This is a genomic window from Nostoc sp., from assembly GCF_036916975.1.
Taxonomy (GTDB): Bacteria; Cyanobacteriota; Cyanobacteriia; order Cyanobacteriales; family Nostocaceae; genus Nostoc.
This window is the reverse complement of record NZ_JBALFF010000042.1, coordinates 52,798-72,587: the sequence shown is the minus strand read 5'-3', so window position 1 is coordinate 72,587 and position 19,790 is coordinate 52,798. Positions and strand designations below refer to the sequence as shown.

Sequence of the window (19,790 nt, the reverse complement as noted above, 5' to 3'; positions counted from 1 at the left end):
TCAAATTCTTTGAATAAGCGTAGGCGGACGAGAGTTTGTGTAGCCGCGTTCGCCCTACAGCCCTTTGGGCATCCTACGGCAGGCGTGCCGGAGGCTCTATTCCATTCACCAGGGCAAGCATGTCTTATAAACCACCAAAAAATATAATTTGGTGGGGGATTTAAACCGAATAATTACGAACTTGTGCCGAGCGACTTGTACTGAGCGTAGTCGAAGTAAGTCGAGGTATTGCGAACTTGTCAGGACTTACGCACAGGTAACGGAAAATCGAACCACAGAGACGCAGAGGACACGGAGGAATAAGAGTTTGAGAGGTTTTTTGCGTAAGTCCTACTTGTGCCAAGCGACCTGTACTGAGCGTAGTCGAAGTAAGTCGAGGTATTACGAATTAGTTAATTTGGTATGGTGGTAAATCGTAGGTTCTAAAAATTCAGCATGAGTAAGCTAGGGACGGTCTTCAGTGAAGGGATAATAGCCTTCATTGCCACTAACATTGATGACATGATTATCTTGTTAATATTTTTTTCACAAGTAGATGTTAATTTTCGACGGCGGCATATCTTGCTTGGTCAATATCTGGGTTTTACAGCCATTATCATCGCTAGCTTACCAAGTTTTTTTGGTGGATTGTCCGTACAGCGAGAATGGATAGGATTGCTAGGACTGCTACCAATAGCTATTGGAATTCAACAATTAGTATTTAGAAAGCAAGAAACTACAACAGTTCAGACAGTCAGTAGTGATTTTAACCAATCCACACCTAGTAACCCTGTATTGTCTTTTATTTTGAGTATTTTACACCCCCAAACCTATAAAGTAGCGGCAGTAACGATCGCTAATGGTGGTGACAATATTAGTATATATATTCCTTTATTCGCTGGTCAGGATCTTACCAGCTTGGGAGTGATTCTAAGTATATTTTTTGTCATGGTAGGGCTTTGGTGTGCGATCGCTTATTTTTTAAGCCGTCAACCTACCATTGCTAATATTTTAAATCGCTACGGTCAAGCTGTCGTACCTTTTGTGTTAATTGGCTTGGGTCTGTTCATTATGTATGAGCGAGGTACATTCACTCTACTACCTTGGGTAAGAAGTTAATCAATGTTGGACGTTGAATGCTGGATTTGGGATTGAAAATCTAAAATTGGTCACACCTGATGAACTAATTTCCAACTCACCATCATTAAGATAGTATAAATAATAAACCTTAGTGGACGTTGCGGAGCTACCTGGCAGATTTTAGCACCTACTAACACCCCTGGAACAGAGCCTAGCCAGATAGGTACTACCAGACTCCAATCAACTGTTCCCAGGCTTAGGTGGCCCAGAGCAGTAAACAGCAGTAAAATTGCTGCGTGTGAAATATCTGTACCCACTAACTTCCGTGCATCAAGCCGGAAAAAGCCAATCAGCACTAGGGCAAACATTGAACCTGATGAGACGCTAGTCAAACCAACCAAACAGCCTAAAATTGCTCCCAAACTGATTGTTAGGAAGCGGCCAACGTTAGTTTCTAAGTCTAATTTTGGCAGTTCGGGCAAATTAAATTTGGGGAAAAAAGTTAATAGCAGCAATTGCACTAGTGCTAATACTGTGACTAGCAAAATCATCACACCAAGCAAACGGAGCAAGATGTTATCCAGGTTATACTCACCTGTACGTTTAAGAAAGTGCAAAATCCCCACACCGAACAGTGAGCCTGGAACACTCCCTAAAGCCAACCATTTCATAACTTCTGTGTCAAGGGTTTTCTGTTCCCAATGCTTGACGCTACCAACAACTTTCATTAATGTGGCAGCCACAACATCAGAACTCACAGCGATGGAAGGCGGAACCTGAAACACAAAAATCAACATTGGGGTGATGAGAGAGGCTCCGCCAATTCCCGTTAAACCAACGATAATACCAACAAAAAAGCTTAAGAACGGTAGTAATAAATATTCCATACTCTTTGGGGATTTCAACAATCAGTTATTAGTTATCAAAATCCTGTTGAGTCTCCCACTTCTATTAAGTGAGCAACATAGGTTAAGGTTTAAATCCTCAAACGAAGCCTTGATAACTGTTCACTGACTTAACTACGAGCAGCTATAACTGAAAATCAGCTAAAGGTTCACTACTAGAAAGCAACAATTGCGCCAAACTATAGCCCAGTCATAGACAGAGCTAGTCATGCCAAGTTATTGTGTTTCTCAACGGATGAGTGACACAAAGGTTATCCAGCTAAAAGTTAGGGCAGAGGATTGATGGACAACTTAAAACCTGTCTGGAAGTTTTTGGTAGCATGACAACTGGCATTTAGCTGAAACAGGCTGTGATAACTGCTTATGGGCCAGTTGCTCTGCTAAACTCAACTTCTAACTGGTTTGTCTGTGGTTTTACATGTAAAAGCCGGTAAGGCGATGCACTTACCGTATTTTACTTGTAAGCGTGAGCAAACGTCCAGCGTATTCGCGTTGTATATCGCTAAATTATCTGGATAAAGATGTTAATTCTCAATTAATCGAGTATATTTTAACTATTTCAGTATAAGGAGTGGGGAGCAGGGGAGGCAGGAGAGGCAGGGAAGATAAGGGAGAATTTTCCTCTTTGCCCCCTGCACCGTGTCCCTCTGCGTCTTTTCAATGCCCAATGTCTATACAAATTATGTATTGACAAAAGGAATTAAAAGTGCATAAAAAGATGTGAAAAAACTAGCGATCGCTACTTACCAGAGGCATAAAAAACAGATAATTTATCTGTCTGTAAGCGTTTTAATCGATGGGGTTAGGACAGTGGCAAGTGTCCGGTAATGGCGGCTATTACCAAACAGTTCCTCTAAGAAATTTTGTGGTAGTAATTTTCTGGAGTCCCTTCCAAATTTAGATACACATAGGACTTACGCTTTCAAGGCAATGAAAGCCTTGATTTATCGTAGGGGCAATTCATGAATTGCCCCTACATTTCCTACTTGATGCCTAAGTTTTAACACAAAGATGATTGGGTAATAAAAAACTAATTTAAGGGAATTAAAAGTGAAAACTCTGTCCCTTGCCCTAGTTCTGATATTACACTTAGTCGTCCCTGATGTTTTTCCATAATAGAATAGCTAATCGATAATCCTAAGCCAGTTCCAGCACCAACAGCTTTTGTTGTAAAGAATGGGTCAAATAAACGCTGTTTAACCTGATCAGACATCCCAATGCCATTATCTAAAATATCAATGCTTACTGTATTAGAATTAACCATTTTAGTACAGATTTGAATTGTGGGAATTTTTGTTTGTTGAGCTTCATTAGTAATTGCTCTTTCATTTTTGGTAAATGACGAATCTAGAGCATCAATAGCATTGCTGATAATATTCATAAACACTTGATTGATCTGACTAGCGTAGCAATTGACTTCTGGTAGATTTGCATATTCTTTAATCACATTAATCGCTGAACGATATGGTTTTTGTTCTAGACGATGATGCAAAATTAGCAAAGTGCTGTCAAGTCCTTCGTGAAGGTTGACAGGTTTCATTTCTGCCTCATCTAAACGGGCAAAATTACGGAGAGAAAGGACAATCTGACGAATGCGAACTGCTCCTACTTTCATTGATTCCAGTAATTTTTGTAAGTCTGATTTGAGGAAGTCTAAATCTATTAATTCTAGTTGTTCTTCTATCTCAGGAAACGGTTGAGGATAGTAGTGATGATATAGCTCAACTATCTGCAACATCTGTTGAAAATACTCATTGGCATGGGTGAGGTTGCCATAGATAAAATTAATAGGGTTGTTAATTTCATGGGCAACACCTGCCACCATTTGTCCGAGTGAAGACATTTTTTCAGTTTGAATCAGTTGGGTTTGCGTTTGCTGAAGTTTTTCTAAAGTTTCCGACAGATGTTGATTTTTATCATTCAACTCTTGAGTTCTCTGCTGTACCTTATGCTCTAAGCTATGGCTATACTCTTCAACTTGGGATTTTGCCAAAGCTAGATTGTTATAAAGTATGGCATTTTGCAGCGAGATGGCAGCTTGTGCAGTGAGCAGATGCAAAACCTCAAGACGTTTTTGGGTGAAGGCTCCAGTTATTAAATTATTTTCCAGGTATAAGATGCCAATAAGCTTGCCACGATTGTGAATAGGTGTACATAGCAAGCTTTTCGGTTCCCATTGAATGATGTAGGGATCATTGGCAAAATGGATTTTTGTCCGGGCATCATCTAGTACAAGGGTTTCGCAGGTACGAGAGACATAGTTGATAACCGCTTTTGGAATATCTTGACTAGCAGAAAGAGGAAAAGAGTGTAAGTTGATTACATCAAGGTTTTTACCCAATTGCTCGTCTGGGTGGAGACTTTGATTTGCAATACCCATTTCTGTGGTTGTTTTACTGCTTTTCTGAGCCGCAACCACCCAATTCTCTTCTTGAAGTAGCAAGAGTACGGATTTTTCAGCCCCAGCATTTTCGATTACAACCTGCATTAAAGTCGCCAACAGCTTTTCTAATTCAATTTCTCCAGCCAGTGCATGAGAGGCTTTGATGACTGTTGCTAAATCTAAAGCTTCAGTCACACTAGAACTGCTGTGTGTCAATCCAATTGTCGTAGCTCCGTTGAGGGTTGAAGAATTAGTTTCCTGTTGCTGAAGAATCGCAGCCAATAATTGAGGATATTGGTGTTCCAAATGCTTGACTTTAGCTACTGCTCCCCAGTTGAGGTAACAGTAATAAGCATTTGCTAGATACATTTGAGCCAGCAGATCCTTGTTCCATTCTAGATAAAATCGAGCGGCCAGTTCATTGGCTAGGGCTTCTTCCTGAATGTAACCATTTAGTTTTGCTCCAGTAATTGCACGATCGTAAAGATCCACAGCCTGCCCCATTTGTCTCAAAACCCGACATTGTTCGGCTTCTACTAATTCAAATTTGTGCAAATAATTCATCGGTGCATGGTTCGCCCAAATCTGCATTTTGCTTTGATTTTCTGTGACTCGTTCCAGCAGCTTTTTGTGTTCAAAAACTGTAGCTTTAGAATACTCCGCTAAAGCTGTCAGTGAATCATAGAAATAAAATATCGGCACAGTGGCATAACCCGTGCCTGCAATTAGATATTCTCTAGCTTGAGCAGCTGTTTCTACTGCTTGAGAAAGGTTTTCAAATAGATAACAAAGAATCAACTTGTGCAACGAGAAATAGTGCAGCCCGGTAAACTCTTTGGCATTAATTAATTGAGTCACAAATTCTGCTTCGTTCACTGCCTCACCTGTAAGATTACAGACGTTTTCAGCTTTGCCAAGCAAATTCAAAACTGTTTGCCAGAAGATCCGACAGTAGTTGAGGGTTGTGCCTTGCTTAAAATTTTCCAAAACATGACCATAAGCCCGCATTTGTTGTTCTAACAAGTTCAACTCTCGACTCTGGAAATAGGAATACTGGCAGATGTCTTTTGTATTGAAGCCTACATAGTATAAGTTTCCGGTTTCCAAGGCAATCTTGTAACCTTCCAGCATCAACTGTAAGGATTTTTGCAGAGGAGATTTTAAATAGGTGATAAAAGCACCGACCACATAAAATACTGTGGGTTTGATGTCGCTAATATTAAATTTATCTGTTAGTGCCAAAGCAAGGTTGCCAACTTGATCGGCTGTTTCAATATCCTGAAGAATTCCGTTTAACAGAATGCCATAACAGGCATAACAAAAAGCAGAAAATGGAGCATTGCCATACTGAATTGATGCTTTGATTTGGGACAAGATGATTAAGGGAAACAGATTTGGCTCGGCAATGTAAACAGCTGGAGCCACGTTAGCTGCTATTCGGGTAACTGCTAGCTTGTCTTTTGCTGTCATAAAGGGTAAGTCTACCAATTGAGCAATATTATGTCCGGCAATCAAGACAGCAGTTTCCGTAAGGGCTTGCTGAATATCTTGGGTGGTGGCTATTTCTGGGAAAACCAAGCCGAACTGACTCATTCCTTGCCTAGCGATCGCAATTGCTCCTAGCACATCATTTTGGGCTGTATATGCCTGGATTTTGGTTTCGTAAATGCTAACTTGATCCAGTGGAGTTTTCGCTTGCTGCATTACTGTTTGAGCCAATTTTTCCATCTGTGCATACGCACCGCAAAGGTAAGCAGCATCAGCAGCTGATTCGTGCAATGCCAAAGCTAAATCATACTGGCTTTGCCAACAGTCGGCTCTCAATAAACTAATCGCGCTGATCAAATACTCAATTGCTACCGAGTAAGCTGTAGAAGACTTGGCTTTCCGTCCTGCCAGTAGGTTGAGTTGTGCCAAGCGATCGCGATCGCCTTGGTCTATGATTAGTTCTACCCCGATATTGAGTTGGTTGACAATTTCAAAAATGACTTCTTCTAGCTTAGTTTCTGGGGTATTGCTCAACAGTTGTTGACCAACTTTGAGGTGCGTTGCTGATTTCTGATTTGCCGGAATTAATGAATAAGCAGCTTGTTGGATGCGATCGTGGAGAAATTTGTAACTGATATTTATTGATTCTGTACCATTTGTGATTTGCAGATTGCTCTGACAGGATAAGGAACTAGTCTTGATGGCGGACTCATGCTGAAAAAACTTATAGCCTTCCCCGTTAGATAATATTAATTCATCCTTAAGGGCTGGCCAGAGAGCCAATGCAGTCTCTGCTGGAGATTTTTCATACACCACAGACAGGGTTTCTAAATCAAATTGATTCCCGACACACGCAGCCAATTTCAGAACATTCTGAGTCTGCGGTGGTAACTTTTGCAGTTGCAGTGTCACAAACTCCACAACATCTTCTGTAAAAGAAAGCACCCTAATTTGAGTAATATCACACTGCCAATTTCCTGTTTTAGTAGTAAACGTTATCAGCCCATCTTCATGCAGCGATTTGAGAAATTGGTTAGTAAAAAATGGGTTTCCTTTGGTTTTTTGATATACCAGATTGGTAATCGGCAATGCTTGTTCTGCTGAATATTTAAGTGTATCCGCAATCATCTCATTGAGTTGAGTGTGAGTAAGCAAAGAAAGAACAATGTGATTAACTACAATCGCCTCTTGGCGCATTTCCTCAATGGTCAACATTAGGGGATGTGCAGATGAAACCTCATTATCTCGATATGCTCCAATCACTAGTAAATAAGAGTTGTTTGCTTCACTCATCAACAGATACATCAGTTTGAAAGAAGCGGAATCTGCCCACTGTAAGTCATCAAGAAAAATTACCAGGGGATGCTCTTGAGTTGTAAATACTTGAATGAATTTCTGAAATAAGAGATTGAAGCGGCTTTGAACAGCACTGCCGGATAACTCCGGGACAGAAGGCTGTTTACCAATAATGCGTTCGAGTTCTGGAATCACCTCGATAATTACTTGACCATTCTCACCCAATGTGGTTAAAATTTTGGTCTTCCACTGTTCAATTTGAGCATCACTTTCTGTCAGCAATTGGGTCATTAAGTCTCGAAATGCTTGAACTAAAGCTAAAAAAGGAATATTACGATTAAATTGCTCAAATTTGCCCTTAATAAAATATCCCCTCTGACGGGTAATGGGTTTGTGAACTTCGTTGACAATTGCCGTTTTACCAATGCCAGAGGTACCTGCTATCAGCATCAATTCAGAAGTTCCCTGGCGCACTCGCTCAAAACTTGCTAGCAGTTTTGCGACTTCTACTTCACGACCATAAAGTTTTTCAGGAATTACAAAGCGATCGCAAACATCTTTTTGACCTAGTTTGAACTCTAGAATATTGCCACTTTCTTTTAATTGACACAAACAATTTTCTAGATCGTGCTTTAGCCCTAATGCGCTCTGATAGCGATCTTCAGCATTCTTCGCCATCAATTTATTGATAATTTCTGACAGTTGGTGAGGAATAGCAGGATTGAGATGATCAACAGCGATTGGTTGTTTTGCTATATGGCAATGCACTAATTCCATCAAATCATTAGATTGAAATGGCAATTGCCCCGTCAATAGTTCATAAAAGGTGATTCCCAGGGAATAGAAGTCAGTGCGGTAATCAATCCCTCGATTCATTCGCCCGGTTTGTTCGGGGGAGAGATAGGCAAGAGTTCCTTCTAAGACATTCGGGCTGGTTGAAAGTTGGGTTTCTCTGGTTAGTAGCGAAGCAATGCTAAAGTCAATGAGTTTGACTTGCTTTGTAGTGGGATTAATCAGGATATTAGCAGACTTGATGTCCTTGTGGATGATTTGATGATGGTAGAGATCCCCCAGGATATCGGCAAGTGCGATCGCTATCTCTAAAAACTCAGTCAAGAAATCAGGATCTACAGATAAGGAATTTTCTTGATTATCTGTTTGATTGAGTGCTTTCCTTCTAAAAGCAGTGTACTCCTTCAAAGAAATTCCCCCAAAGTCCTCCAAAATCAAAGCAAGCCGATTTTGAAAAGTCTCTAGGCTATATATCCGAACCACACCGGAGACATTTAAAATATTTGTAATTGCGTACTGATTCCTGAATTCAGCCAATTCAATAGGGCTGGGATAGACACTTTTAAGGAGTTTAATCACAATTGGGGTTTGATCCGATTCTCGCCAACCTCGGTAAACCAGGGTGCGAGTACTAGTATAAATAATCTCACCAATTCGATACCCAGGAATCTCCACTCGATTCTTTACCATAAAAGTTGTGACTAGATAAATAATCTGAGTGTAGTTTTCCCTAATTCATCAGCTGGATCACAATTTATCCAATATTTCTGGCAAAAAATTTGTTGAATTATGTATCGGAGTCTGATTGAAAGTAGCTAATAATTAAGCCATAGTCACATTGTAATGTTCGCTATGATACCAAATCTATGTGAGCCTGCATAGATGGAGTTGACATTTTTTTTATTATGTGCATATTCATAGAGAATTGGTATAAAAATATTAAAACTTACTTTTTGGCCTGTTACTTAAATGAATGAGTTCGATAATATTTTAAAAAACAAGAGCATGAGCTATGTGGGAATGATTACAAAATTTCCACTAGGTGTTCACGATCTTGAGTCTTTTATTACTCCTGAAAACCAATTATTCGTTCTCAGCCACATGGGAATTCCAAATATTGACATTAATCAATGGAGGTTGAAAATTTCGGGATTAGTAGAGCAAAGTCTTGAGTTGTCATATCAGAATTTACTAAGTTTGGAGTATCGTGAGTTAACCGTTTTTCACCAATGTTCCGGTAATCCCCTCCAACCTAAAGTTCCGGCAAGAACTATCAGTAATGTTATATGGGGAGGAGTTTCTTTTGGAGCAATTCTTAATCAATTACAAGTTAAATCTCTTGCACGTTATGTCTGGTTTATCGGGCCTGACTACGGTGTTTATGAGGGAGTTTTTAGTGATTCTTATATTAAAGATATTCCTATAGAAAAAGCATTAGAGAAGGATGTGCTACTGGCGTATAAGCTAAACGGGAAACCCCTATCGACAGAGAGAGGTTTCCCGTTGCGGCTTGTTGTTCCAGGTTACTATGGCACAAATTCGGTGAAATGGCTGTCGGATATTTATGTCACAGATAAGCGATCGCCAGGAACTTTTACAACAACCTTCTATAATGATCGAGTTGGAGAGGATGCTGCAACTTTAAAACCCGTTTGGGAAGTTGCACCAGAGTCTGTGATTGTTCATCCTCACCAAAATGAGGTACTAAATCTTCAACCTCAAACACTTTGGGGCTGGGCTTGGGCATCCAGTGGCATCTGCTCAGTTGATGTCAGTACAGATGGCGGCATTACTTGGCAAGCTGCCGAAGTTGAAGCCCGGTTGCAATATGCTTGGCAAAGATTCACATTTCAATGGACTCCACCAACCCCAGGAAAATATAACTTGATGAGTCGAGCCACTGACTGTAATAAAGCAATTCAACCCATTCAGGAAGAACGCAATGCTGTTTATACGGTAGCAATTACCGTTAAATAAGCAATGCTAAGTAAGTCGGCGCAAATAATCATCACTGGTTTGTAGTTGCGCTTTAGCGCTAAAGCGCAACTACGAGCCAAATACAGAGATTTTACTTTTGGTTACAGAGTTTTGTTTTTTATCGCCGACCTACTTAGACAGAACTTAGCAACTGCTCTGATTGATAAACTCTAGCAAAGGGTACTTGATAAGAATGGGTCATAATATACGCATGAAACTCATTGATCAAGTCTGTAAAATACTCAAACGCCACATCAATAAATTCCAGTATTTTTTGATGAATTTCCTCTGGCACTTCAATCTCTTTCATTATTTGCATAGAAGCAGGAGTATGAAGAGTGTGAGTATTTTCTATATGGTTATGCCGCATTCCATAATAACGGAACTCTGTATTAGTCATCTCTTGTAGTTGGAGTGCCGCAGACATAGTTGAACGGAAAAAGACATTCGCTGTCACTTCAGATACTTCAATGGCAACTAATCTGATAATTGGATGCGATCCACGAGTATACCGCTCGAACAGAGGTAACATGGAACGGGAAACCTTGGTATGGTCACTCCACAAAAATCTAACCGCATCACTGAAACGCATAGGATAGTCAATTCCCATCTTCTCCATATCTTCCAGTAACCATTGCCAGTGGAAATGTTCTTCGTGCGTATGTACATTGACCATCTCTTGAATGTAATTAGTCGTTGGCTCATCTCTAAGAATTCTTTTGCACAACTCACTGAACTCCATTGCAAGCGGAGCAATCACAGGGGAAAATGCCAACCTCTGCCGTGGGTCAATTGTCTCGTCTTCCATATACTTAAAGAACGGCAACTGTGCATATTCATGATTCTTTTTTTCGATCAACTCAAGAATCGACTTCATTTTAATGCTCCTAAAGATAGATAATGGATGAATAACCAGCTTGTTTATCCGGTTGGTATACCAACTCTCAGATAAAAGCGTCCGACAAATGGCAATTGGCCATTTAATGTTTTGGCTCTCCCTTATAAGAGAAGTAACCTGTGGCAAATATTTACTGAATAATTTCTCTTATTGTTCGCCCTTTTTGTTCAACATCTGTTCAATTGAGAATGGGAATTTTAGGGATGAATTCATCAATATCGATTGATAATTCCTATCCCCTTTTTGATGATTATCTAGCTTATGACTAACTAATTGATTTAGATAGTCATATATAATAATTACCTGCAACTATCTTATTCATTCTGTTTCTGGCTTGTAAATTAGTCAATTTACGGTTTTTCTATTTTTAATATTGTAATAATTTAAGTATTTTTTATTTTATTCCAGTCTGTTTTAATATATTAAGCTAAGTAAATCTTCTAGGATTTTTTGCTTTAACTTTACTACAAACTTTAATTTATAGCTTTTCCTAATCAAATTAGGTATATAGGACTCATATCTGATTTATGAACAAGATTTCAGATAAAACCCTGATAAAACAAGCTTTTCAGTCTCAGTATGTTTTCACAAATCAAATCGGAGTCTTATATCAGAGCAAGCTTTCAAAGAGCGGGATGGGGTTCTGTACCTACTCAACTGAAAACCGCTATATTTACATTTACGCCTAGCTACTTAAACAATGAGAGGCTATTTTCAAACAGAGTAATTTACTTAGCTTTAGTCAATATACTTTCGATATCTGCTAACTGCACCACTCCTGAAAAAGTTGGACTATTAATTACAAAAAAAGGTGTGCCAGAAACAGCCAATTTCTCAGCTAGTTGAATATCTTTTGTAATTGCGGGAGTAGCAAGAGTCAGGTCACGTTTAAATTTACCCAAATCTAGCTTCAGTTTTTTAGCAATATCTAAATATAACGCCTGACCAAGTTGCTTTTGATTAGTAAATAGTGCATCATGATATTCCCAAAATTTGCGCTGCTGATATGCTGCCCAAGCTGCTGTTGCAGCTGGCAATGCTTCAGCATGAATTGAAGTCAACGGTAAATTCTTGTAAACTAATCTTAGTTTATCAGGATATTTTGCTAACAATTCTTTCAATGTTTTATGCGCCTCAGCACAGTAGGGACATTGAAAATCGGAAAATTCTATTAGCACAGTTTTTGATTGAGTTGAACCTGTGGTGGGAGAGTCACCAATCACTGTTTTAGGATTCGCCTTTAAATCTTGTAAAAATGTTTGTTGTGCTTGCTTGACTTTCTGTTGTTGTTGCTGCTGATATGCTTGAACAGATTCGATAATTGCCTCTGGATGTTCGCGGATAATTTGTAATACTTGCTGTTCCAACTGCGGATCAATGCGGCTAGCAGCTTGTGCAGGAAATGACCAGGTAACAACAAAAATTAGCAGACCTATTGCTGTCCAAGTACGTAGATATTGAAATAAGGGACTAAACCAATCAAAGAATGTACGCATACAAAAACCCATAAATATTTAATATTTTTTATTTTATCTATAGAGGCGCATTCGCTTCGACTTAAAAGTAAACTTCAATTTAAAAAGATCCAGCAATCATCCCAGCAAGTAAAATAAAACCAATCCAGACGTTTTGCCGGAACATCTGACCATAAACAGGATTAGGTAAGTCTTGCTGTCTTAATCGCACAGACTGCCAAATCCATCCGATAGTAGCAACTGCAAGGCTAAGGAAGAAGGCTAAGTGTAGATGTATGAGTATACCTAACCAAGCCAATAAGAAGATTGTGCCAGCAAAGAAAATTGCAATAGCTACAGGGGCATAATTCCCAAAAAATAGAGCGCTAGAATTAATGCCAATGCGGCGATCGTCTTCCTTGTCGCTCATGGCGTAAACTGTATCAAATCCCAATGTCCACAATACAGTTGCGCCCCAAAGTAACCAAGTTGGTTGGGATATGGTTTGTGTGACTGCACTCCAACTAATCAAGACCCCGAAACCCCAAGCGATGGAAAGCACCAGTTGCGGCACAGGAAACACCCGCTTTGCACCTGGATAAAGCAAAATTACGGGTACTGCTGCGACGCATAACCAGAAACTCAGGGGGTTAAGATAAAATGCCAAAATAGCTGCACATGCTAGGGAGACGATCGCAACTACAATCCCAACTTTTACTGACAAGGCGCGAGAAGCGAGAGGGCGTGAGCGTGTTCTCTCAACTTGTGGATCAATATCCCGATCCCACAAATCATTGACAACACATCCGGCGGCACTTGTGGCTAAAGTACCTAATATAATTACACCAACCAGAGGTAAAGGCGGTTTCCCAGAAGCTGCCAAAAACACAGCCCAAAGGGCAGGAATCATTAAAATTAACCGTCCTTCTGGTTTATGCCAGCGCAAAAGCCGGATAATTACAAGCCAAACTGGTTGCTGGGGGCGTTCTGGCGTCCTTAACATAGGAGTGGGGAGTGGGGAGTGGGGATGGGGAGAGGGTATTGTATATTTAGGATTGCGTATTAATAGAACTTTTCTCTAGTTCCTATTCCCTAATTCACACATCTTTACATTTATAGAATAACGTTATTTGTTATTTGTAAAAGCATAACCTCAAGTGGCAACTTTAAAATATCTTTAAATAGTCAGTGCGGTTAGAAGGAGTAAGCCGAATATACTTAGCTCAGTTACCCTCGACCAAAGATGAAGAGTGCTGAGTATTTTTTAATTTCCTCAGTAGACCTCTTGCATAAATCAAAAACAAGAACCCCAAAGAGCCAAAGCTGTGCTTTGTCTCCCCTCCCGAAAAGCTATTAGGGGTTGGGGGTGGGGTGTTAGGGACTTTTGCAATCGGTCTAGTGCTGAGTACTCACTACTCAGTTTGAGTAAGTTGCAACAAATATCAGTGTCAGCTAGCCCGACATATCACCGTTTGCCATCATTTCTTATAAAGAGAGAATAACTAGATGCTGAATTTAGCTTCTAGCTGGGAGAGTGTTCCAACTCAACCACCTAAGCAACATCGGATTATTGCTGCCATTGACCTGGGAACAAATTCTCTACACATGGTAGTAGTCAAGATTGATCCCACATTACCAGCTTTTAGCATTATCGCTAGAGAAAAAGAAACTGTCAGACTAGGCGATCGCAATCTTAAGACTGGGGAACTTAAACCAGAGATAATTGAAAAGGCGATCGCTGCTTTAGGACGCTTCCAAGAAGTTGCCAAAACTATCAATGCTGAAACAATCATTGCTGTAGCAACTAGCGCTGTGCGAGAAGCCCCCAATGGTAAAGATTTTTTGCAAAGAGTAAAAACAGAGTTGGGTTTAAGCGTTGACTTGATTTCTGGTCAAGAAGAAGCGCGACGAATCTACCTTGGCGTGCTGTCGGGGATGGAATTTAACAACCAGCCCCATACCATTATTGATATTGGCGGTGGTTCCACAGAGTTAATTTTGGGTGATAGTCACGAACCGCGCACTCTCACTAGTACAAAAGTTGGTGCAGTGCGACTCACTAGCGAGTTAATTACCACCGATCCGATCAGTAACACTGAATTTCAATACCTGCAAGCTTATGCACGCGGGATGTTAGAACGTTCTGTGGATGAGATACTAGCAAACCTAGAGTTTGGGGAATCTCCGCGTTTGGTAGGTACTGCTGGCACAATTGAAACTCTGGCGATGATTCATGCACGAGAAAAGTCGGGTGTTATTCCTTCGATTCTCAATGGCTACGAGTTCAGTCTTAAAGACTTGCAAGAGTTGGTAAATCGTTTGCGGAAACTGAATAATTCAGAAACGGCTGCGATTCCCGGTATGCCAGAGAAGCGGGCTGAAGTTATACTCGCTGGTGCAGTAATATTACAGGAAGCAATGACGCTTTTGGGTAGTGAATCGGTTACAGTTTGTGAGCGTTCACTGCGGGAAGGCGTAATTGTAGACTGGATGCTAACCCACGGTTTAATTGAAGATAAGCTGCGCTACCAAAGTTCGGTTCGGGAACGCAATATACTCAAACTCGCTAATAAATACCACGTCAATTTAGAATATAGCGATCGCGTGGCAAAATTTGCCGAGAGTTTATTTGACCAAACTCAAGGTACTTTACACCACTGGGGATCTGATGAGCGACAATTGCTGTGGGCAGCTGCAATATTACACAATTGTGGGCATTATGTCAGCCATTCGTCTCACCACAAGCACTCTTACTATCTAATTCGCAATGGTGAATTACTTGGTTATACAGAAACCGAGATTGAAATCATTGCTAATTTAGCGCGTTATCATCGCAAATCGCCGCCCAAGAAAAAACATGAGAATTACCAGAGTTTGCTGACTAAACACCAGCGACAAATGATCGCTCAATTGAGTGCAATTTTGAGATTGGCAGTAGCATTCGATAGACGACAAATTGGTGCGATCGCTCAAGTCCAATGTGAATATTATCCCCAATTTCAGCAGGTAAATTTGCTGATTTTTCCATCTCAACCTGATGATGATTGTGCTTTAGAACTTTGGAGCTTAGATTATAAAAAAGGAGTAGTTGAGGAAGAATTTGGAGTGAAATTAGTAGCGACTTTAGAAAAGTCTAGTGTTGCTAAATTCTCTTAAAAACTAGGTGCGTTAACGCAGTTTAACGCACCTGCTAAATGTATAAACGCACATATATACGCCACTACAAATCATCTGTATTTAACGCATTTGCTTTCAAAATTTTAGTTAATTTATATAGATTTCATTACACTTAAGGATGAATTTAAAAACAACCTAAAGGAAGAGTTTAAAAACCAAGATTTAAATTAAAATTTACATATATAGTTAATAGTCTATTTACTCTAGGTTATGTTGCTATTGGATATCTAAGCTGGGAAAACTTAGATATCCTTATGTAAAATTTTAATTAAACAGTTTAAATTGCTTAGTTTTATCGAGTGATAATATTCAGACTTCAGGATAGAGCATACACATATTGATTGTGATAATTCATCAGGTTTGGGAGCTATGATAAAGAGCAAAGCTTGATATTAAAAAACTGATGAATTTATCTGTATAAACTTCCCCAACTAAAACTATACCTAATAGGACTTACGCTTTCAAGGCAGTGAAAGCCTTGATTTACCGTAGTAAGGGCAATTCATGAATTGCCCCTACATTTTGTACTTGATGCGTAAGTCCTACCTAAGTTAAATTACGATGTACTGATTGAAAATGAAGAAGATGGTATTAGTGCGACAGTGCTAGGCTTGCCAGATTTTAAAAGTTCTGGTACGAGTAAAGAGGCGATGTCTACGATGGGCTATGCCTACGCAAAACTACATAATTTCGGTAAAATTGGGTAAAGCAATTTTTGCGCTTGTTAAACAAAGGCATCAGCAAACCCATGCAACTGAAACTCAGTGCATCTAAACTTCCCTTCGCCCCTCTCCTCTTAATTGCCCCCTTTTTCCTATGGGGGACGGCAATGGTAGCCATGAAAGGAGTAATACCCCATACCACACCGCTATTTATGGCGGGAGTGCGTCTGATACCAGCAGGGATGTTAATTCTGATTGCAGCAGCATTCATGGGTAAACCCCAGCCGAAGGGTTGGGCTGCGTGGCTGTGGATTGCCTTATTTGCCCTAGTAGATGGAACGCTGTTTCAAAGTTTTTTGGCAGAGGGATTAGTTAAAACGAGTGCGGGGTTAGGGTCTGTGATGATTGACTCGCAACCCTTGGCTGTTGCCTTACTATCGTTGTGGCTATTTCAAGAACATATTGGTTTTTGGGGATGGCTGGGGCTAGGCTTGGGTGTCACAGGCATTAGTTTAATCGGCTTACCTGATGAGTTGATTTTACATTTTCTTGACTCAGGCGCAAATATTACAATTGGCAATTGGCAAGATTTGTTTGCTAGTGGCGAATGGTTGATGTTGTTAGCAGCGCTATCAATGGCAGTGGGAACAGTCTTGATTCGGTTTGTCTGCCGACATTCTGACCCAGTAACCGCTACAGGATGGCACATGATTTTGGGTGGATTGCCACTATGGGGAGTTTCATCAGTTGTCGAATCTCAGCAATGGCAGAATCTGGGAGCATCTGATTTAGTGGCTTTAGGTTATGCTACCGTATTTGGCAGTGCGATCGCCTACGGATTATTCTTCTACTTTGCCTCTAGTGGCAGTCTCACCAGTCTTAGTTCCCTCACCTTCCTCACACCCGTCTTTGCACTACTATTCGGCAATCTCTTTCTCTCAGAAGTCCTCAGTCCGTTGCAATGGGTAGGTGTTTTCCTAACTTTAATCAGCATCTATCTGATTAACCAACGTGATACTTTAGCAGCGCAAAACGACACAGTTACTGTCGGCGAAATAGCTAATATACAGCAACCTGTTTTAGAAGCATCTGCTAAAAAATTAAACCCCATAACTTTTGGAGTGAGAGAATCTGAACGAGAAATTTTACCCTAACTGGTAATTCGTAATTCCTAATACTTCAGCTTACCTGGCTAACCAGGGCTATTTGATTCTATTTTTACGGCATTTTTTAGGAATCTTTTTCAGAAAAATAAGAATTTAAACGCGATTTAAGTTGAGAACCGTAGTTTTTGCCCTCACCCTAAATCCCTCTCCCAAGTCTGAGAGAGGGGCTTTGAAAACGTCACATTTTAGAATGAAATAGCCCTGCCTGGCCAACGCTTGGCACAAGTCGCTCTGTACAAGTTCGTAATTCGTAATTCGTAATTCAGTAGGGAGATGAGGGGGATGAGGGGGATGAGGGGGATGAGGGAGATGAGGGAGATGAGGGAGATGAGGGAGATGAGGGAGATAGATAACTCTTAACTCCCAACTCCAAACTCCAAACTCCCAACTCCAAACTCCCAACTCCAAACTCCAAACTCCCAACTCCCAACTCCAAACTCCCAACTCCCAACTCCAAACTCCAAACTCCCAACTCCAAACTCCCAACTCCAAACTCCCAACTCCAAACTCCAAACTCCCAACTCCCAACTCCCAACTCCAAACTCCAAACTCCCAACTCCCAACTCCAAACTCCAAACTCCCAACTCCCAACTCCCAACTCCCAACTCCAAACTCCAAACTCCAAACTCCCAACTCCTAACTCCTCCCTCCTGCCTCCTCCCTCCTAACTCAGCACTGTTTTGCCCAATGCCCAATAAAAAAATGACAGTTAACATTTGGTAATTTGGTAATCTTGAAGGTATTGTGGTATCGAATACTTCAAAAGCACCTTCAGGCTGAAACTTGCAATATGAGGCTATGCCGTTCCTCAATTTTGATATTTACCTGTTTTTGTTGCGTGGGTTTTTACCCAAATCGTGCAACCACAGCAACACCTAACCTAGCACCTGAAATTTTAGAACTTGCACAAGCTAGTTCGCCAGTCGCTGCTAGTTCGGGTGTTTTGAGATATGGTAGTCCAAAATCAGATGTACAGACATTACAAACCCAATTAAAGCAGTTGGGATACTACAGTGGCGTGGTAGATGGAGAGTACAACACCAGTACGGAAATCGCTGTAACTAGATTCCAGAAAGCAAAGGGTTTAAAAGTAGATGGTCTTGCTGGGCTGGCGACTAGGGGGAGACTGCAAGCAGCAATGGTAGCCAAAAATCAGATTGTCACCTCTCCAATTATTGACTCTGCTGCTGCGACTTCTAAACCAACTACAACACCCGAACCAACCGAGAAAGGTTTTATCTGGTGGTTAATATTATCCATCGCAGTTATAGGAAGTATTGGCGCACTTGTTTACCTGCTGAAGTGGTTTAGTCAGTCCAAACAAGTGCAATCGGAAATATCAGAGACTAAAAGATTGAGTGAAGCTAACAAAAACCCCATGATATCACCCTCCCCAGAGACTGTAACTAATCCAGAAACAGCTACGCCACCATTCACTACACAATTACTGCTACCAGAAAAAACTTCCCGGCTTGCTAAACTCAATATTGTTGACGAATTAATTCAAGACTTACGCAGTTCTGACCCAACTAAGCGGCGCAAGGCCATTTGGGATTTGGGTCAAGAGGGAGATTCGCGGGCAATTCAGCCGATGGTTGACCTGATGATTGATGCCGATTCTCAAGAAAGCAGCTTAATTTTGGCAGCTTTGGCAGAAATTGGCATCCGCACACTTAAACCAATGAACCGTGGTCTAGCAATGTCACTGCAAGATGAAAGTCCACAAGTGCGGCAAAATGCGATCCGTGACCTGACGCGCGTTTATGACATGATGGGTCAAATGAGTCAGATGTTGCAGCACGCGTTAGATGACCCAGATGCCGAAGTGCAAGCAACAGCACGATATGCTTTAACTCAGATGAATCGAATGCGTGGTTTGCCGGAACAACAAAGTCTACCAGAAGATTCACATAACGATTCACAAGAATAAACCTAAAAATATTTCAATTGGATACGGATATCAGTGTCCGGGCCTACCACCAAAAATGCTGCTTCGCTAAATTTGGCCGCCCTTGTGCGAATTTCTGGATTGCTGGAAAATCCAAAGCCTTCGCTTGGTATACCAAAAACATTCCTATTGAGAATACCATCGTTATTTTGATCGTGGAAGACAGCAACGGCGTAACTACCTGCTTTCAAGTTCTCAAAGGTAATGATTAACGGAGTGCTAGTAATTTTGGTACACTGCTTTTGTAAGCTGCGATCGCTATCGCTAGGAAATCCTTTACTGTTAGCAAATATACTGGCACACACTTGTCCTTGTTTATTCTTCAAGCCATCAATTTCTACGGTGAGTTTGCCGTTAAAATTTGCCTTGGCACTAAATGGCCACGCCAGATTTGCTATAACTGCCAATAGCATCATACTAATTCTTAATCCTCTAACCATAAAAATTTCTCAAGTTAAAATAAGTTTTACTGAAATTAAGTTTTAACTTTGATTCCGATCGCGCAGATTCATGGTGGCATTATTCAGTCAATACTCGCAAGCATCCTCCTATATTTTGTCTAAATAAGTCGGATAGAAGTCAAGC

11 protein-coding genes are annotated in these 19,790 nt (G+C 40.6%); 5 read left to right on the top strand and 6 right to left on the bottom strand.

Features of this window, described 5'->3' with window-relative positions:
• Positions 1-435: 435 nt before the first annotated feature.
• A complete protein-coding gene (locus tag V7K73_RS09710) occupies positions 436-1,098 on the top strand; it encodes a cadmium resistance transporter (RefSeq protein WP_334879363.1) in 663 nt (220 codons plus the stop codon).
• A gap of 50 nt (positions 1,099-1,148) precedes the next feature.
• On the opposite strand, the gene V7K73_RS09705 is transcribed toward V7K73_RS09710, so the two are convergent.
• Both V7K73_RS09705 and V7K73_RS09700 read right to left on the bottom strand, forming a co-directional pair.
• Positions 1,149-1,946, bottom strand: coding sequence for a sulfite exporter TauE/SafE family protein (locus V7K73_RS09705; protein ID WP_334879361.1), 798 nt, complete (start codon positions 1,944-1,946; stop codon positions 1,149-1,151).
• Between the two features lie 1,048 nt (positions 1,947-2,994).
• Positions 2,995-8,613, bottom strand: coding sequence for a trifunctional serine/threonine-protein kinase/ATP-binding protein/sensor histidine kinase (locus V7K73_RS09700; protein WP_334879359.1), 5,619 nt, complete (start codon positions 8,611-8,613; stop codon positions 2,995-2,997).
• A 330-nt stretch (positions 8,614-8,943) separates the two neighbouring features.
• Between V7K73_RS09700 and V7K73_RS09695 the strand changes: the two genes are divergently transcribed.
• Positions 8,944-9,900: a molybdopterin-dependent oxidoreductase gene (locus tag V7K73_RS09695; protein ID WP_334879357.1), complete on the top strand. Its 957-nt coding sequence runs from the start codon at positions 8,944-8,946 to the stop codon at positions 9,898-9,900.
• A gap of 133 nt (positions 9,901-10,033) precedes the next feature.
• Here the strand turns inward: V7K73_RS09695 and V7K73_RS09690 are convergent, their stop codons facing one another.
• The 3 genes from V7K73_RS09690 to V7K73_RS09680 all read right to left on the bottom strand — a co-directional run bounded on the left by V7K73_RS09690 (position 10,034) and on the right by V7K73_RS09680 (position 13,255).
• A complete protein-coding gene (locus tag V7K73_RS09690) occupies positions 10,034-10,708 on the bottom strand; it encodes a hypothetical protein (RefSeq protein WP_334879355.1) in 675 nt (224 codons plus the stop codon).
• 818 nt (positions 10,709-11,526) lie between these two features.
• A complete protein-coding gene (locus V7K73_RS09685; RefSeq protein WP_334879353.1) occupies positions 11,527-12,294 on the bottom strand; it encodes a DsbA family protein in 768 nt (255 codons plus the stop codon).
• A gap of 79 nt (positions 12,295-12,373) precedes the next feature.
• Positions 12,374-13,255, bottom strand: a complete 882-nt coding sequence (locus tag V7K73_RS09680; RefSeq protein WP_334879351.1) for a 4-hydroxybenzoate solanesyltransferase — start codon at positions 13,253-13,255, stop codon at positions 12,374-12,376.
• Between the two features lie 503 nt (positions 13,256-13,758).
• On the opposite strand from V7K73_RS09680, the gene V7K73_RS09675 reads away from it, so the two are divergent.
• The 3 genes from V7K73_RS09675 (at position 13,759) to V7K73_RS09665 (ending at position 19,187) form a co-directional block, all read left to right on the top strand.
• Positions 13,759-15,408, top strand: a complete 1,650-nt coding sequence (locus tag V7K73_RS09675) for a Ppx/GppA phosphatase family protein (protein WP_334879349.1) — start codon at positions 13,759-13,761, stop codon at positions 15,406-15,408.
• Between the two features lie 769 nt (positions 15,409-16,177).
• Positions 16,178-17,245, top strand: a complete 1,068-nt coding sequence (locus tag V7K73_RS09670) for a DMT family transporter (RefSeq protein WP_334879347.1) — start codon at positions 16,178-16,180, stop codon at positions 17,243-17,245.
• A gap of 802 nt (positions 17,246-18,047) precedes the next feature.
• Positions 18,048-19,187, top strand: a complete 1,140-nt coding sequence (locus V7K73_RS09665) for a peptidoglycan-binding protein (protein ID WP_334879345.1) — start codon at positions 18,048-18,050, stop codon at positions 19,185-19,187.
• 2 nt (positions 19,188-19,189) lie between these two features.
• On the opposite strand, the gene V7K73_RS09660 is transcribed toward V7K73_RS09665, so the two are convergent.
• Positions 19,190-19,645 (bottom strand): DUF2141 domain-containing protein, encoded by a 456-nt coding sequence (locus tag V7K73_RS09660; protein ID WP_334879343.1) that lies wholly within the window; start codon positions 19,643-19,645, stop codon positions 19,190-19,192.
• Positions 19,646-19,790 lie beyond the last annotated feature (145 nt).

Excerpts from the sequence above, each read along its gene's own strand:
- V7K73_RS09695 (WP_334879357.1), top strand. The coding sequence starts at position 8,944 with ATGATTACAAAATTTCCACTAGGTGTTCACGATCTTGAGTCTTTTATT.
- V7K73_RS09690 (WP_334879355.1), bottom strand. The coding sequence starts at position 10,708 with ATGGAAGACGAGACAATTGACCCACGGCAGAGGTTGGCATTTTCCCCT.
- V7K73_RS09665 (WP_334879345.1), top strand. The coding sequence starts at position 18,048 with ATGAGGCTATGCCGTTCCTCAATTTTGATATTTACCTGTTTTTGTTGC.
- V7K73_RS09700 (WP_334879359.1), bottom strand. The coding sequence starts at position 8,613 with ATGGTAAAGAATCGAGTGGAGATTCCTGGGTATCGAATTGGTGAGATT.
- V7K73_RS09670 (WP_334879347.1), top strand. The coding sequence starts at position 16,178 with ATGCAACTGAAACTCAGTGCATCTAAACTTCCCTTCGCCCCTCTCCTC.
- V7K73_RS09680 (WP_334879351.1), bottom strand. The coding sequence starts at position 13,255 with ATGTTAAGGACGCCAGAACGCCCCCAGCAACCAGTTTGGCTTGTAATT.
- V7K73_RS09660 (WP_334879343.1), bottom strand. The coding sequence starts at position 19,645 with ATGGTTAGAGGATTAAGAATTAGTATGATGCTATTGGCAGTTATAGCA.
- V7K73_RS09705 (WP_334879361.1), bottom strand. The coding sequence starts at position 1,946 with ATGGAATATTTATTACTACCGTTCTTAAGCTTTTTTGTTGGTATTATC.
- V7K73_RS09675 (WP_334879349.1), top strand. The coding sequence starts at position 13,759 with ATGCTGAATTTAGCTTCTAGCTGGGAGAGTGTTCCAACTCAACCACCT.
- V7K73_RS09710 (WP_334879363.1), top strand. The coding sequence starts at position 436 with ATGAGTAAGCTAGGGACGGTCTTCAGTGAAGGGATAATAGCCTTCATT.
- V7K73_RS09685 (WP_334879353.1), bottom strand. The coding sequence starts at position 12,294 with ATGCGTACATTCTTTGATTGGTTTAGTCCCTTATTTCAATATCTACGT.